This is a genomic window from Exiguobacterium acetylicum (assembly GCF_022170825.1).
In the GTDB taxonomy this organism is placed as follows: domain Bacteria; phylum Bacillota; class Bacilli; order Exiguobacteriales; family Exiguobacteriaceae; genus Exiguobacterium_A; species Exiguobacterium_A acetylicum_B.
The window spans coordinates 1116818-1132652 of sequence record NZ_CP081878.1 but is presented as its reverse complement, the minus strand read 5'-3'; the positions used below and the strand labels follow the sequence as shown (position 1 = coordinate 1132652).

Sequence of the window (15835 nt, the reverse complement as noted above, 5' to 3'; positions counted from 1 at the left end):
TATACGCGACGGATGAAATCGTCATAGATGGCACTAAAGATGCACCATCCGCAAATGACGACGCCTGTCAGCATGATGCCCCAATCTGCCATGGTCGTTCCTCCTCTAATCATCGTTATTCTCTCTTTTGACGGTTTAAGCGGAATGTAAACCCTTTCGAGCAGGTTTGACACCAATTCTTGGAATCAGTATGATAAAAGTACGATTGGTACGTAGCGCGGAGGCTGACCTGCATCGGCTTCCTATTAGAGGCACTGCCTCTCGATTCCATGTCTTATGCTTGCATAAGGCGACATAGGGAGAATTCATTCTTCCAAGCAACAGGTCCGGCATTATACCCGGGCCTGTTCTGCGTGCCATTACATCATGATGAAAGGAGAAATTTCTCATGCGTATTCAAATCATCGGCGGTTCCGGTACCGGAAAGAGTACGCTCGGCGCCTTCATTGGACAAGCCGAGCAGATCCCTTGGATTGATACCGATCACTATTTATGGAAAGATACGATGTTCACCGAAAAACGAACTGTTGCTGAACGGTTCGCCCTGTATGAAGCAGACCTCGCGTCTCATAACGACTACATCGTTTCCGGTTCCGTCTTTGCTTGGCATCCCGACGGCTTCACTAATCGAGACTTACTAGTATTTTTATCGCTCGACGAAACAGTTCGGATGGAACGACTTATCGCGCGAGAAAAAGCGCGCTACAAAGATTTCACAGGCTACAATGAATTTCTCGACTGGTGCCGGACCTATCACACGGCAACGGACCCTTCGATGATTGGTACGTTCGCAGAACACCAATATCAAATGGAACGATCAATTTCGCCGGTTCTCATACTAGATGCTTCGTTATCGACACAGATCCAATATCAAAAAATAATCGAGGCATACAATCAATTGTCGCTTAAGCATTGAAAAACGGGTCCCCCTCTACAGGTGGACCCGTTCGTCTTAATACATATCTTTTTGTGTGAAGTTCCAGAACGCAACGACTAATGCGGCGACCGTCCAGCAGCCGAGAACAGCTAGTGAGAACGGAAGCGTCATACCTTCAATCGGTGGAGCTTGCCCATCGAGATAGTTGATCAGACCGAAGTTGACGTTGACGAGATACTTCGAACTCGTCCAACTTGAACCGAGTGACGTCAATAGCGTACCGGAAATCAAGACAGCCATCATGATCCCGATTCCTGTCGCCGTATTTTTGACGAGGACAGAAACCATCAGGGCGATCGTTCCGACGACAGCCGTGACGATCCAGGCTAGACCAACAGCCATCAAGAGGTATTCCCACATCGGTAACGTGTGCACGAACTCAGTCGAGAACGTACCGCTCGGAGAGGCTTGGAATCCGGTCAAAATCGGTGCGGACCAGCCGTCATAGCCGAGGACGATCCCGGATATCGCATAACAGACGGCGACGGTCAATGCCATCAGCATCGACGTATAGAGCAAGACAGTCAACCATTTCGCCATGAGGATCTTCCAGCGCCGGACCGGTCGCGACAGCAGTGTCTTGATCGTTCCGTCATTTTGTTCACCACTGACGATGTCTGCCATGATGACGATGATGAACAGCGGTAAAATCAGCGTCAACCCTTGCGAGAAGAAGATCCGGATGAACGTCGGGGCTCCCGGATAGTTCGGATTGATATCGTTATCGAGATAGTACTGATTCTGTTTTAGATCAAACTCAAGGAACTGACGGAACTCATCTTGAATACTGCTAGAAGCAAGACGGTTTTGCGTATCGACGATGTCTTGTTGTAACTCGACTCGCCAATCGAGCGTTCCCTGTTTTTTAATTTGTTCTTGGATGTCTCGGTACTGCGCGTACGTAAACATTGAGACAAGAACGATCAAGATGATCGCAACGACCGCAAAACGACGTTTTGAAGCGATTTTCGTGACTTCATTTCGAACGAGACCGATCATGTTCGGATTACGCAATGTGATCGCCTCCCGTCAACGTGATGAACAGATCTTCGAGTGTCTGGACTTTTCGTTCAATCGTCCAGACTTCGACTCCTGCTTCAAGTAGCTGCTTGTTAAGGGCTGGTGTCTTACTGGCATCCATCAAAGTATGAACCGTGTTTGCATCGACGACTTCTGATACTTGGACTTGATCGGACGCTGATAAGATCTCATTCGCTTTAAAGGCATCATCAACACGCCAGTCAACGCCAGGTGCAAGTGACTCGACCAATTCCTTGACCGTTCCGACTTGGACGATTTTGCCATAACTCATGATCGCAACACGATCGGCAAGCATTTCAATCTCAGCCAAGATATGACTCGAGACGAGGACGGACAGTCCCGTTTCCTCGACGAGCCGGCGGATGAATTGGCGTAAATCCCGAATTCCCATCGGATCGAGACCATTCGTCGGTTCGTCGAGAATCAAGACGCTTGGTCGTCCGAGTAATGCCTGCGCGATGCCGAGACGCTGACGCATCCCGAGCGAGTATGTCCGGACTTGATCGTCGACACGTGCCGTTAAATCGACGAGATCGATGACTTCCTGAATCCGAGCCTCATCGACATCTGGTAACATCCGTGCGAAGACTTGTAAATTTTCGCGACCTGTCAAATACTTATACAACTCCGGGTTTTCAACGATCGAGCCGATTCGCTCCATCGCTTGGACGAACTGTTTCCGGACGTCAAAGTCACAGACTGTGATTTTGCCGGACGTCGGTTTAATCAAGCCGACGAGCATCCGAATCGTCGTCGTTTTTCCTGCCCCGTTCGGTCCAAGGAAGCCAAAGACTTCACCCGGTTGAATTTCAAACGAGATATTATCGATGATCGTCTTTTTTCCGATCACCTTTGTTACACCTTCTAATTTCACTGTTGGTTTCACGTCTCTCACCTCTTATTGTCTATTCTAGCGGAATAATGAATCATTTGACTTGTCAGAACACTTCATTTCCGCACATTCTTTCAATTTTTGCTACAATCAGGTTAGAAACTAGAAGGAGGAACGTTCATGAAGCGATTACGCTGGCCCTTGTTTTTAACCGTCTCACTCGTTTTGACGGCAATCTTTGGATATGGCTTCGTCAGTGCCTATAGTGACGTCGTCAACCCACCAAAACGTGCTGTCCTGACACCAACAAAGGAAGAGCCTGTCAAAAAAGGCGGAACGTACGTCGCGCTTGGTGACTCATTAACACGTGGTGTTGGAGCATCAAACGGCAATAGTTATGCCGCAATCGTCGGACGCGATCTTGTCAAAGATGACACCGTCGAGCGTTTCCAGAATCTTGCCGTTAGTGGTGCTCGGACGGAAGATTTACTGAAACAACTAGAACAAAAAGAAGTATTACGCTCAATCAAACAAGCAAAAGTCATCTCGGTGACGATTGGCGGGAATGACTTGTTCAACCGTGGTGAAGGCGTCGCGAACTTCAATGCGAAGAAGACAGCCGAAACCGTCACGGCGGCACAAACAAACTTGAAAAAGACATTCAGTATCCTACGAGAACAAAATCCGGATGCTGTCATCTTCTACGTCGGTCTCTATAATCCTTTCCGTGCGACGGAAAATGGTGAAGCGTTCGACGCAATCGTTCAAGAGTGGAATGCCAAATCACGGACGCTCGGTATCGAGTACGATGTCGAAATCATCGACACATTCAACCTCGTCCGCGACGTCAAACGTGATTTGTCGAGTGACCAATTCCACCCGAACGACTCTACCTATGAAGAAATCGCGAAAGCTTCCTTACTCGCTGTCAACAAACGTTTCTAACAATAAAAGCCGCCATTTGGGCGGCTTTTTGTTCCGATTCATTTCAAGCGTTTCGCAAGTGAAACAAGTCCCCACTGAAGCGGCAACCGTGTCCAAAGCAACCAAGACGGAAGACGTTTTCCGTTAATCGGCTTCGGATTGACTGCCATGTTGACGTTTGCGGGTAAGACAGCATATAAGAAGGCAGGAAGTGTTTTGCGAACGAGATGTACACCTTTTCCTGTCAACAACATGATCCCGTAAGCGATTTCGATGACACCCGTCACTTGGACGAAAAAGCGCTTGAACGGAATGAATGACGGCATGATGCTGACGAACCCTTTTTCATTGCGGAAATGACCAACTCCCGCAAACAATAATCCTGCTCCATACACTAGACGTAATAGCATTATGTTTCACACTCTCTTTCTGTTAATGAAATATATGTTCGAGACAGCTTCAGTGTATCGAAACGACCTGATTATCTCAACTTTTAGAAATTGTCGTCGAATTATGGGGAATGATGAGTCATTTCGGAATGTCTCCCGTAATCAGGAAAGAGGTTGCTACATTTGCTATGATGAAGTCAGAAATCACACAGAGAGGAATGATGACTTATGGCTGGAAAAACAAAAGCACTTTTACCTGGATTAACTGGAGGCATCATCGGCGCAGTCTTGACGGCTACGGTCGCCTTTCCGATTCTACTCGATCAAGAACAGCAAGTTGCAGATACACCGTTATCAAATGGCATGCCAAAACAAGTCTCGACGACGACAAGTGACCCTGTGACGAACGCAGTCGCTACCGCTCAAAAATCCGTCGTGACCGTGACAAACTATCAAGCAGGCAATTCGATGTCGCAACAAGAAGCGGCGGCTGGTTCAGGATCTGGTGTCATCTATAAGAAAGAAGATGGAAAAGCATACATCATTACGAACCATCACGTCGTTGATGGTGCATCAAAACTTGATGTGACGTTGAATGACGGCAAGACGCTCTCAGCAAAATTGCTCGGTAGCGATGAAACATATGACTTGGCTGTGCTTGAAGTGGACGCAAGCGACGTTCCTGGCGTCATCACGATCGGAAAATCGGCTGACTTAAAAGCAGGTCAGACCGTTCTTGCAATTGGTAACCCGCTCGGTGAATTCCAAAACTCCGTCACACGCGGAATCGTCAGTTCAAAAGACCGAACTGTCCCGGTCGATACGAATAGTGATGGACAGGACGACTTCAATACGACGGTCATCCAGACCGATGCTGCCATCAACCCCGGAAACTCGGGTGGTGCCTTGATCAATGAACAAGGACAACTCGTCGGAATCAACTCGATGAAAATTGCCGAGTCTGGTGTCGAAGGAGTTGGCTTCAGCATCCCAATCGATGATGCGTTGCCAATCCTCAAACAACTGGAGACAAACGGTAAAGTCGAACATCCGACACTTGGTGTCTCCTTGCAAGACGTCGCGGCGTTCCCTGCTGGTTATCTAAAAGATCAAGTTAAACTACCAGATAGTCAGAAAACAGGTGTCGTCGTCATGTCGGTCGAACCAAACAGTCCGGCTGCCGCAGCTAAACTGAAAACAGGTGATGTCATCACGAAAATCAATGATTCCGATATTAAAGGGTTCGTTGACATCAAAACAGCATTAATCAAATCAGATGGTCCGCTCTCACTGACGATCATCCGTGATGGGAAGCAGATGACGGTCGAGACTAAGACAACGACGACCGATCAGCTGTAAACCTTCCGCCTCACGTTTCATCCGCCTTCCTTTTCGGGTATTGTTTTAGAACAATATCGAATTGGGGGGCTTTTTCTATGTATGATTTAATCGGCATCGGTATTGGACCGATGAACTTAGGATTGAGCGCACTAGCGCATCCGACAGAATTAAAGACGTTATTTTTTGACGAAAGTGAACAATTTTCATGGCATCCTGGCATGATGATTCAAGACTCGATGATGCAGACGAGCTTCATCTCCGATCTCGTCACACTCGCCGATCCGACAAGTTCGTTTTCCTACCTCAATTACTTACGATCGATTCACCGTCTTCATACCTTCTATTTTTATGAAAAACTTCTAATCTCAAGACAAGGCTATAACGATTACTTACGTTGGGTGGCGACACAACTTGACGATTTACGATTTTCGACACGTGTCATCGATGTCCAAGATACAGGCGATAGTTTTGAAGTCCTCGTCGAAGATGTCTCGACCGGTAAACGTGAAACGTTCGAAGCGCGAAACGTCGTCATCGGTACTGGTTCCAAACCCGCGATTCCTGAATCGTTTGACGACCGTGTCATTCACAATACGCAGTATGTCATGAATAAAGCAGAACTCCTTCAGCGCGAAAAGATCAGCATCGTCGGCTCCGGTCAAAGTGCTGCCGAGATTTTCCTCGATCTCTTGACGACGTCTGCTCCAGAGCGACCTGAGCTCGAATGGATTGCGCGATCGACACTGTTCGAGACACTTGAGACGGGTAAGCTTGGCGAAGAAATTTTTTCACCGAGTTACGTCACGTACTTTAACCAACTTCCTCTTGAAGTACGCCAAGAGTCGGTCAAGAAGTTCGCTCGTTCGCAAAATGGGATCAGTCCTGAGACGCTACAATCGATCTATGCCCACCTCTATGATTTAACGGAAGAGGAACAGCAACAGGTCGCGATTCGCGCGAATCTCGAAGTAAAAGAAATCACATACGATGACCGTTTCACGATCTCGATGCAACATCAAGAACGCGGGGATGACCGCGTATCCGTAACAGATGCCGTCATCGCAGCAACTGGCTTTTCCCCTTCCCTTCCGAGCTTCATCGATCGACTCGACATCGTGTTCGAAGCACCGAATGCTTGGAAAGTCGATGCCGACTATCGAATTGAACGTTCGGTCGATACACCGCATCATCTTTATGCAACCGCTAATTTAGAGCTGTCACATGGTCCGGCTGCGGATAATCTCGGAATGTCCGTTTCGCGGAACCAATTGATTTTGAACGCTGTCGCTGGTACGGAACTCTACCCGGTCGAACGACATGCGACGTTTACGACGTTTGATTAAATCAAAGAACCGCACATCAAAAATGGACGATCGATGGCACAGGTCATCAGTCGTCCATTTTTTCTATTCTGTTTCACTTCAAGGTTTTTGTGTCAGTTCTAGTGCTGCTAGTAGTAACAAAGTAGCTTGAACTCGTGTCACACCCGTTTTAGCGAGTAACAGATGAAAGGCAATCAACCAGTTGACCTCGTCAGAAAAACGGTTCCGTGCTCGCTCCCGATCGACAATGCGTGTCACATAAATCCAGTCGACACGTTCCATCGACGGTAACAACGCAAGAATCGGCATTAAACGATCCCAAATGATGATTTCTCGCCGTTCGAGTAATTCCCGCCATGCAATGATTCGTTCCTGTTGCGCTGAAGGATCTGGATGCGCCGCTAAGATTTGCGCAGTAATGACACGTTCACTCGTCCGTTCCATATATTGCGCGAGCCACTCTTCTGATGTATCGACCCGCTCTAGAAATTCCTTTGGTAATGGCTTCTGTTCAAGCAAGGTCGATGTCACGACGTACTGCTTCGCAGCATTCAGATGAGGCCGTGTCGCATGCAGGCGTTCCATATAGGGAAATGCATCGATGCCTTGCCGACGATTTAGTACCTCGTTGAGTGCAAAAAATGGACGGACGCCTTTATCACGAATCAGGCGATGTTTAATCTTTTTTTCCGCGACGATGATCTCTTCGATCAAGAAATCTGGATCCGTACTATTCAATTGAACATGAGCAACGAGCAATGGTGTATAGCGGCTCCGGAGCGCTGAAAAGCGCGATGTCTTTTGTTTGATCGTCCGCATCAGCCGCTCATAGACAGCTTGTTCAAAAACGGTATCATGAATCGTGTACGACAGCGCAAAAAAACGATGGAAATCATGTGACGTCTCTTCCCGTAAGACGGGATAACTCTCATCATAGTTCTCACAGAATTGACCGTACATCCTTCCACCTCTCCTTCTTTTCTATGGATCGTTTTCCCTAAAATCGACTTGTACAACCTTATTTTTGAACGAACAAAAAAAGGCATCGGACCAGGTCCGTTGCCTTTCATTCATTTAAACGCGCTGTCGTTCTAATAAACGGGAGAAATAACCACCTTGATCCATCAACTCGTCATGCGAGCCTTCTTCGACGATTCCGTCCTTCGTGACGACAAAAATCTTATCAGCATTCCGGATCGTTGCTAAACGGTGTGCGATGACGAGCGTCGTCCGGTTCTCAGACAACTCGGCAAGCGATTCCTGAATCAGTGCTTCCGTTTCCGTATCAAGAGCTGACGTCGCTTCATCGAGAATCAGAATCGGCGGGTTCTTGAGGAACATCCGCGCTATGGCGAGTCGTTGCTTTTGTCCGCCTGACAGTTTTAGTCCACGTTCCCCAATTTGTGTGGCGTATCCATCCGGAAGATCCGCGATCATTGGTCCGAGATGCGCCCGCTCTGCTGCTTGCACGATTTGGTCATGCGTCGCGTTCAAGTCACCGTAGGCGATGTTTTCAGCGATCGTCCCTGAGAACAAGAAGACATCCTGCTGGACGATCCCGATTTGTTGTCGCAATGACTCCTTCGTCATCTGTCGAATATCGATTCCGTCAATCGTGATTGCTCCGTCTAAGACATCATAAAAGCGTGGAATCAACGAACAGATTGTCGTCTTCCCTGCCCCCGACGTTCCGACGAAAGCGACCGTCTGCCCTGGTTCGACCGTCAGATTGATATTTTCTAAAATCAGACGGTCGGCTTCATAACCGAACGCGACATCCTTGAACGTAATGCCACCGTTCAACCGATCGACGACGAGTGCGTCTGGCGCATCAGGTAAGGATGCATCTTCATCAATCATCGAGAGGAATCGTTTGAAGCCCGCCATCCCCTTCGGATACATCTCAAGCAACGCCGTAATCTTATCGATCGGCTTCAACAGGATATTCATATAGAGAATGAATCCGACGAGTTCCCCTGCCGTTAAAGTGCCACGATACGTCAGGTAGGCTCCGACGACTAAGACGGCAAGCGTCATCAAACGAGTCGTCAAGTAGATGCCGGATAGACTCTTACTCATGACCTTGTAGGCATTGATCTTCGACTGCCGGAACGTCGCGTTGTCTTTTTCGAAACGCTCGATTTCGTAAGCTTCGTTCGTAAACGACTGAACGACACGGACACCAGAGACACTGTCCTCGACGCGTGAATTGACTTCCGCGATATTGCCGTACATCCGGTCCCACGATTTATTCATCCGGACGTTCGCATAACTGATCAGCCAGATCAAAAACGGTACGGCAATGATCGTCACGAGTGCGAGCGGCACGTTGATCGTCAACATGATCGAGAAAGCACCAAGCAGCGTCATGACAGCGATGAAAGCATCTTCTGGACCATGATGCGCGAGTTCTCCGATATCAAACAAGTCATTTGTGATCCGGCTCATGATATGACCCGTCTTCGTATTATCAAAGAAACGAAACGACTGTTTCTGAACATGACTAAACAACTGACGACGCATATCGGTCTCGATATTGATCCCAAGCTTATGTCCGAAATAGTTGACGACGAACTGCATCATCGTACTGATCACGTATAACGCTAATAATCCGACGCTGACGAGGATGATCCAGTTCATCTCTCCGTTTGGTAACAAGGAGTCGATGAACCACTGGACAGCGAGCGGAAAGGCTAGTTCTAAAATCCCGACAAATAAGGCAGATGTGAAATCCAGCCAAAAAAGACGTTTGTGCGGGATATAATACTGATAAAAACGACGTAACATGTGTAGCCTCCTCTCCAATACTCCTAGTGTACTCGAACTTTTTTGAAAATACTCTTTCTAGACATTTGTTTTTCTGCAAAATGGTAGCACAGTTTTTCAGACAAAAAATATATTTTTAAATCAGGGAAATTGTCGCTTTTTATGACAAAATGGTAACAACGATTTTCACCCATTTTTGGAAGGAGCTATGTCACGTGAAAAAGACTGTTCTCGCCCTCACGACGTTTGCTCTGATCGGTACCACGGTCCCGGTTTCGGCTGCGTCAACGACACTGACTTTGACGGATAACGTCAATATTCGCACGGCTGCCTCGACTTCCGCGAAGGTCATCACGACTCTAAAAAAAGGTACGAAACTAACGGCTGTCAAAAAGGTCAACAGCTGGTACGAAATTAGGTATCAGTCGAAACCAGCGTTCATTACTTCAGCATATGTCAAAGCAACGACGGAAAAGGCTCCCACAACTACGACTTACATAACGAATACCGATGCCGTCAACATTCGTCAAAAAGCAACGACGAGTTCGAAATCACTTGGAAAACTGGCAAAAAACACAATCTTAACTGTTAAGAAAAAAACAGGTGATTGGTATCAGATTACGTATAAGAAACAAACGGCTTATGTCCACGCGACATTAGTCAGTAAAAAGACGTCGAACGTCACGACGGATTCGAAACCACCAGCAACGACTCCCGTCAAACATGTCGTTAAAGCGGTCGATCGCTCGAAGGTCTATACGGTCAATGCGAAGGAAGGCTTGAACGCGCGGACTGCCGCAGCAACAAATGCAAAAGTCTATAAGACATTGCCACACCAGACGGTTCTCGATGTCACAGGCGCCGTCGATTCATGGTATCAAGTAAAGCTCGATGGAAAACAAGCATATGTCGCTTCGACCTACGTCAAAGCCTCAACAAAAGCTTCTCCACCAACAACGCCGACGACTCCTGGTGTCTCTTTGACACCAGTCGATACCTCGAAGACGTATCGCGTCAATGCACCAACCGGGCTGAACGTCCGCACGTTACCTTCGACATCGTCTAAAGTCTTCACACAAGTCGGACACGGTTCGACGGTCAACGTCACGGGTGAAACGACAGGAAAAGATAGCGGCTGGTACCAGATCAAGATCGGAACGGGTCTCTACTATGTCGCGAAGAGTTACATCACGACGGGATCCGTCACGACGACGCCTCCGGTCACACCGACGACACCTCCTGTGACGACCGTTCCTGGTTCGACATTGATGGAACGTGCGATCTCGATTGGTCAACAATATCTTGGTACACCATACGTTTGGGGATCAAGTAGCCCCGTCAATGGTGGATTCGACTGCTCTGGATTCATTAACTATACGTTGAATGCCGCTGGCTATGCAGTCGGACGGACGAACGTCAACGGCTACTGGAACGATGATCGGTACCTCGGAGCGAAGTTATCAAAATTACGTCAACCGAAGCGTGGCGATATCATCTTCTTCGAAAACACATATGCCGCCGGTCCGACGCATATCGGGATCATGCTGAACAACGATCAGTTCATCCATGCGAACACACCGGCACTCGGCATCAGCCGTGTATCGGAACGTTACTGGACGCAAAAACTATTAGGCTTTAAATCACTTTAAACTTTTCTTATCCATCCCTCGGGGTGGATGTTTTTTTGACTGCTCACCCTTCTTTGGGATATACTGGATATAGAAGGGATGTGTCTGCATGTCTTACGCAACACTCTATGTCCGGCTCCTCTTTCTTGCCTTACTGATTTTTGGTGGCTCCATGCTCTTGCATTACATCCAGACAGGAGACGTCTATATCGGACACTTGATCGTTTCCGTCGTCGCATGCGTTTTACTTATTGTTAGACGAACGACATCATCACACGAACAAGCATGAAGCGTACTCGCTTCATGCTTGTTTTTCGTTATTGAATATTAATCAACGCTTGTATCTCTTGCTCGAGATCGTCTCTTAGCCGTTCGCTTTGAAGTTCATCCTTCAATCGCTGAACATCTTCCAAACGTTCCTGACCAACACCTTGTTGCATCGCTAACACGAGTGTCCGTAACATCATCGCTTGGTCAAATCCACTTGCTGCAAGCCACGCATCTTGCATCTCCCAGATCTTATCGACGCTCTGCTGAAGCGTCTGATTTGGTAATTCGATGCCGTTTACAAGGAGATGGATCTCCAGTTGTCCAATGTAATGCTTCGCGTCATCAATCGCGACAGCGACGAGTTTTTCCCACGCCATTTGCATCCCGTTCGAATCGTTTTCAAAAATCGCGATAAGTCCTTTCGTCAAATCGACTTCAATCCGTCCAACGGCATTCGTTTCACTAAATGCAAAAAATTGTTCCAATCGATCAAACTCTCGCTGTGATTGTTCGACTTCCCCTTCCAGATACAAAAACAAACCGAGGAAACGTTGAAACGAAATGACATGGTAATAGACATCTTGTTCCCGCATGTATTGAACCCCTTCACGCAATAGCGCAATCGCTTCTGCGTAGTGATCATCGAACATACTCGATCGTAGCACACGAAGGATTTGAAATTTTAAATAGGTTTTCGGCGCAAGTGGAATCTCGCGTGGAACGTCCATGATTTCGATCAGCTCATAAGCTTCCTTTGTTCGTTTTAAATTAAATAAAAAGTAGACTTTTGCGATTTGAGCAAGTAATTGTTCATCTTGACGACCGAGCTGTTGAAAAACTTGCTCTGCCTTCTCGAAATATGTCAAACCAAGCTCCGGATCAGACATTCGGAGAGCATCGCCGTATTCATGAAAGACCTGCCCTTGCCAGTAGGAATTTGTCTCCGGAACTAAATACGGGCGCAAGATTTCCTGAACTTTTTCGTCCGAATGATACGTGGTATTCCGTGAACGGATCGTTTCAATGAGTTTGCGCATCTGAACATCCCGCGGATCAAGCATCAATTCCTCGACTGTCACCTGTAATCGCTGAGCAATCGCTTGTAATGCTGGTAAAGACGGGGTTGCTTTCCCGTTCTCGACCATACTGAGCATCGACTTCGTGATGATACCGGTCGCAACGTCCGTTTGCGTCATTTTTTTCTGTTTTCGGATCTGTTTGATACGTTCCCCTAGCACAGCGGTCACTCCTTTTATAACAAAAAGTTAAATTATATTGAACTTACTCTTTACATTTTTCTTCCACTCCTTTATTCTACACTAAAGTTCAATTTAATTTAACTCTAAAGGAGTGGAAATGATGTCATTTAATTTGAAACGTGTCTTATTCGGAAAGTTTTGTTCGTTGTTTGCGGCAAGTCTCTTTACGTTCGTCGCTGGACTGACCGTCTTACGGGAAACGTCGTCTGGTTTTCAATTCGCGCTCGTCCTGCTTGCAGGATCCGTGCCACGAATTTTGCTCTCACCGATCGCGGGTGTTCTCGCTGATCGCTGGAACCGCAAACGAATCATCGTCACGACCGAGAGTCTAAGTGCACTCGTCTTATTTGGACTCTTGCTCTATTCGTTACAAGCCCCTCTACATACCGTTCATTACATCGTCGCAAGTGTCCTTTTGACGAGCCTGTCAACGTTCCTGTCCGTCACCTTATCAAGCTCGCTACCACGACTTGTGCAAGAAAAGGAGTTACAACGCGGAAACGCCCTCTTCTCGACGATTCAATCGACCTCAACGATTACCGCTCCACTCGTTGCGGGATTGCTCATCGCCGCTGTCTCGATCACGCAATTCTTGGTTTTACCGTTTCTCTTGTTTGCTTCTGCTGCCTGGTGGAATAGTCGTCTCCGCTTTCATGCAGTCGATACCTCTTCTTCTCCAGATAATGGCGATACTCCATCTTTTGTCACGGAGTTTAAAGAAGGCTACCGCTACCTGTTTCGTCAACCCGTACTAACGACGCTTGTGCTGATGGCGATCGTCCTGAACTTCTTTTTTGTCGCTTTCGAAATCTTATTACCAATCATTTTGCTCGATCGACTGCAATTCACACCATTTCGGTTTGGACTGGTCGAGTCCGCACTTGGTGCCGGTCTTCTTGTCGCTTCGTTGCTCCTTGCCTTACCTCGCTTTACGGTGAAACGTCCGTTACGAACGATATTCGAGTCGCTCTTTTTACTCGCCTCTTGTTACGCACTTCCTGCACTTGCGCTACTCGGCTACGTTCCATCTGCTCTCCTTCTACCTTTTTTCATGGTTCTATTGTTCCTCGACGGCATGCTCGTCTTACGGATGAACATTCCGCTACAGCTCATCGTGCAAAAACAGACCGATCCAGCTTACCTCGGACGTGTCATCGGTGTCCTTGAATCGGTCGCCATGGCGATGATGCCAATCGGTACCCTATTGTTTGGTTTACTCAGTGATCATGTGTCTATCATCGTGCTACTTGGAGTCGGTACAGTCGGCTTATTCAGTGCAGCGTTATTCGGATTCCTCCGACTTCGTAAAGACATCTTGTCCGAGAGCGTTCCTGTAGCAGACGCAAAAAACACGTCCTCCCTCACTTCGTGAGAAAGGACGTGCGTATCGGTCAAACCGTCGCTTTGACAGCGTCCATGATCAATTTTAATGATTGTTGTTTTGCTTCTTTGTCTGCGATCATCGAAGCGATCATCACTTCGTCCGTTCCATATGAATCGGCAAGCTCCTGCAATTGTTTCGCAACAGATTCCGGATTACCGACGATCATTCGTTTGCGGTTTTCAGCGATTCGGAACTGATCTTGGAACGTATACGGATAAGCTGCTGCCTCTTCAGGAGTAGGCGTTCCTGTCGACGAGACGCCTTTTTCCAGTAAGAGCAGTGACAGATCCAGGCTTGACGCTAGACGTTCTGCTTCTTCCATCGTTTCAGCACACGTCACGAAGATCGAGACGAGCGTTTGTGGTGTTTCATTGAACGACGTCGCCATGAAATTATGACGGTAGTAATCCATCACTTCCTGACCACCTTGTCCATTGATGAAGTGAGCAAATGCAAATCCGAACCCGCGTTGTGCGGCGTTCAAGGCACTACCCCCACTTGATCCAAGCAACCAGCCCTCTGGTGTCGTATCGATTTCTGGTGTTGCAACGAGTCCTGCGAACCGGTGTCCGGCAGGAGCACCGTCTTTCAAGTAATCGACGAGATCATCGAGTTGTTCGCCGTAATCGGCTCCACCAAAACGTGGGGACGAACCTTCCTGCAACGCACGTGTCGCAAGCGGCATACCGCCTGGTGCCCGACCGAGTCCAAGGTCGATCCGGTTTGGTGCAAGCCCTTCAAGGACACGGAAGTTCTCTGCGACTTTATAGGCACTGTAATGCGGCAGCATGACACCGCCTGAACCGAGACGAATCTGTTTCGTCACGGCCGCCATGTAAGCGATCAAGACTTCCGGGCTCGAACCAGCTAGTGTTTTTGCAAAGTGGTGTTCGGATACCCACAGACGATGATAACCGAGTTCGTCTGCAACTTTCGCGAGCTCGACCGTTTCGTGTAAAGCATCAGATGGGGATTGTCCTTTAGAGACCGGGGATTGGTCTAAAATACTAAGTTTCATGTATGTCTCTCCTTTTTCTTTCGAATACGTACCTACACTGTACGCCTCCTCGTTGTACCGTGCAACGAAACTGCTTCTTTCCACGATGGGGACGTTTTCATTTTCGGATTAAGGGAACATTGCCTAAGTGAGCATAAAAATCTAACGAATGAGGTGGAGTTACATGTCAACACATACTACGAATCAAGAAGCAGTCGAAACGGTCAAGAAACTGATTGATAAAATTGAAACAGCCATGCTGACGACGATTTCAGCAGAAGGACTCGTATCCCGTCCGATGCAAACACAAGATATCGAATTTGATGGCGACCTCTGGTTCCTCACTTCAAAAGAGACAGACAAATATCAAGAACTACTTAAAAACCCGAGCGTCAACGTTGCATACGTCGATAAATCATACGTCTCGATCCGCGGGACAGCAGAACTTGTCGAAGACATCGAACGGAAAAAAGAGCTTTGGAGCCCACGTTATGAAGCCTATCTCGGAACGACATACGAAGATCCAAAAGTCGTCTTGATCAAGGTCAACACGGAAGCAGCGGAGTACTGGGAAACAGGAAACACGACGAAATCCGTCAAACAAGTATTGAAAAAAGTCGTCGGTAAAGACGATGAGAACGAAATCAACAAAACAGTCGACCTATCTTAATCATCCTCTTCCCCCACGCTCTTTGCGTGGGGGTTTTTGTATGTCAGAGTGGTCGTTTTGAAAAAAATAGGATAA

General features: G+C 47.5%; 15 protein-coding genes. 8 read left to right on the top strand and 7 right to left on the bottom strand.

Annotated features, from left to right (window positions below; all coding sequences use genetic code 11):
• Window positions 1-388: 388 nt before the first annotated feature.
• Window positions 389-916, top strand: a complete 528-nt coding sequence (locus K6T22_RS05765) for a P-loop NTPase family protein (RefSeq protein ID WP_238239374.1) — start codon at window positions 389-391, stop codon at window positions 914-916.
• Window positions 917-952: 36 nt separating this feature from the next.
• Here K6T22_RS05765 and K6T22_RS05760 read toward each other — a convergent pair whose 3' ends face one another.
• The gene (locus K6T22_RS05760) at window positions 953-1951 is read right to left on the bottom strand and encodes an ABC transporter permease (protein ID WP_238239372.1); all 999 of its coding nucleotides are present in this window, start codon (window positions 1949-1951) and stop codon (window positions 953-955) included.
• The gene (locus K6T22_RS05755; RefSeq protein ID WP_058704288.1) at window positions 1944-2864 is read right to left on the bottom strand and encodes an ABC transporter ATP-binding protein; all 921 of its coding nucleotides are present in this window, start codon (window positions 2862-2864) and stop codon (window positions 1944-1946) included. The genes K6T22_RS05760 and K6T22_RS05755 overlap by 8 nt, the downstream gene beginning before the upstream one ends.
• Before the next feature lie 126 nt (window positions 2865-2990).
• Between K6T22_RS05755 and K6T22_RS05750 the strand changes: the two genes are divergently transcribed.
• Window positions 2991-3755 carry an SGNH/GDSL hydrolase family protein gene (locus tag K6T22_RS05750; protein WP_238239370.1) on the top strand — a complete coding sequence of 255 codons (765 nt, stop codon included), beginning with the start codon at window positions 2991-2993 and terminating at the stop codon, window positions 3753-3755.
• Between the two features lie 38 nt (window positions 3756-3793).
• Here the strand turns inward: K6T22_RS05750 and K6T22_RS05745 are convergent, their stop codons facing one another.
• Window positions 3794-4144, bottom strand: coding sequence for a DoxX family protein (locus tag K6T22_RS05745; protein ID WP_238239368.1), 351 nt, complete (start codon window positions 4142-4144; stop codon window positions 3794-3796).
• 207 nt (window positions 4145-4351) lie between these two features.
• Between K6T22_RS05745 and K6T22_RS05740 the strand changes: the two genes are divergently transcribed.
• The gene (locus tag K6T22_RS05740; RefSeq protein WP_238239366.1) at window positions 4352-5482 is read left to right on the top strand and encodes a S1C family serine protease; all 1131 of its coding nucleotides are present in this window, start codon (window positions 4352-4354) and stop codon (window positions 5480-5482) included.
• Window positions 5483-5559: 77 nt separating this feature from the next.
• On the top strand, window positions 5560-6807 hold the full coding sequence (locus K6T22_RS05735) for a lysine N(6)-hydroxylase/L-ornithine N(5)-oxygenase family protein (RefSeq protein WP_238239364.1): 1248 nt from the start codon (window positions 5560-5562) through the stop codon (window positions 6805-6807).
• A gap of 78 nt (window positions 6808-6885) precedes the next feature.
• Here the strand turns inward: K6T22_RS05735 and K6T22_RS05730 are convergent, their stop codons facing one another.
• The gene (locus K6T22_RS05730) at window positions 6886-7746 is read right to left on the bottom strand and encodes a DUF4003 family protein (RefSeq protein WP_238239363.1); all 861 of its coding nucleotides are present in this window, start codon (window positions 7744-7746) and stop codon (window positions 6886-6888) included.
• A gap of 114 nt (window positions 7747-7860) precedes the next feature.
• Window positions 7861-9573, bottom strand: coding sequence for an ABC transporter ATP-binding protein (locus tag K6T22_RS05725; protein ID WP_238239361.1), 1713 nt, complete (start codon window positions 9571-9573; stop codon window positions 7861-7863).
• 194 nt (window positions 9574-9767) lie between these two features.
• Here K6T22_RS05725 and K6T22_RS05720 point away from each other — a divergent pair, with 194 nt between their 5' ends.
• Window positions 9768-11201, top strand: a complete 1434-nt coding sequence (locus K6T22_RS05720; protein ID WP_238239360.1) for a C40 family peptidase — start codon at window positions 9768-9770, stop codon at window positions 11199-11201.
• 88 nt (window positions 11202-11289) lie between these two features.
• Window positions 11290-11469 (top strand): hypothetical protein, encoded by a 180-nt coding sequence (locus tag K6T22_RS05715; RefSeq protein WP_238239358.1) that lies wholly within the window; start codon window positions 11290-11292, stop codon window positions 11467-11469.
• Between the two features lie 28 nt (window positions 11470-11497).
• Here K6T22_RS05715 and K6T22_RS05710 read toward each other — a convergent pair whose 3' ends face one another.
• Window positions 11498-12688 carry a helix-turn-helix domain-containing protein gene (locus K6T22_RS05710; protein ID WP_238239357.1) on the bottom strand — a complete coding sequence of 397 codons (1191 nt, stop codon included), beginning with the start codon at window positions 12686-12688 and terminating at the stop codon, window positions 11498-11500.
• Window positions 12689-12809: 121 nt separating this feature from the next.
• On the opposite strand from K6T22_RS05710, the gene K6T22_RS05705 reads away from it, so the two are divergent.
• Complete coding sequence (locus K6T22_RS05705) at window positions 12810-14081, top strand: MFS transporter (RefSeq protein WP_238239355.1); 1272 nt, start codon at window positions 12810-12812, stop codon at window positions 14079-14081.
• A gap of 19 nt (window positions 14082-14100) precedes the next feature.
• Here K6T22_RS05705 and K6T22_RS05700 read toward each other — a convergent pair whose 3' ends face one another.
• Entirely contained in the window at window positions 14101-15111 is a 1011-nt protein-coding gene (locus K6T22_RS05700; RefSeq protein WP_238239354.1) for an LLM class flavin-dependent oxidoreductase, read from the bottom strand.
• A 163-nt stretch (window positions 15112-15274) separates the two neighbouring features.
• Here K6T22_RS05700 and K6T22_RS05695 point away from each other — a divergent pair, with 163 nt between their 5' ends.
• The gene (locus tag K6T22_RS05695; RefSeq protein ID WP_023467736.1) at window positions 15275-15760 is read left to right on the top strand and encodes a pyridoxamine 5'-phosphate oxidase family protein; all 486 of its coding nucleotides are present in this window, start codon (window positions 15275-15277) and stop codon (window positions 15758-15760) included.
• Window positions 15761-15835: the final 75 nt, after the last annotated feature.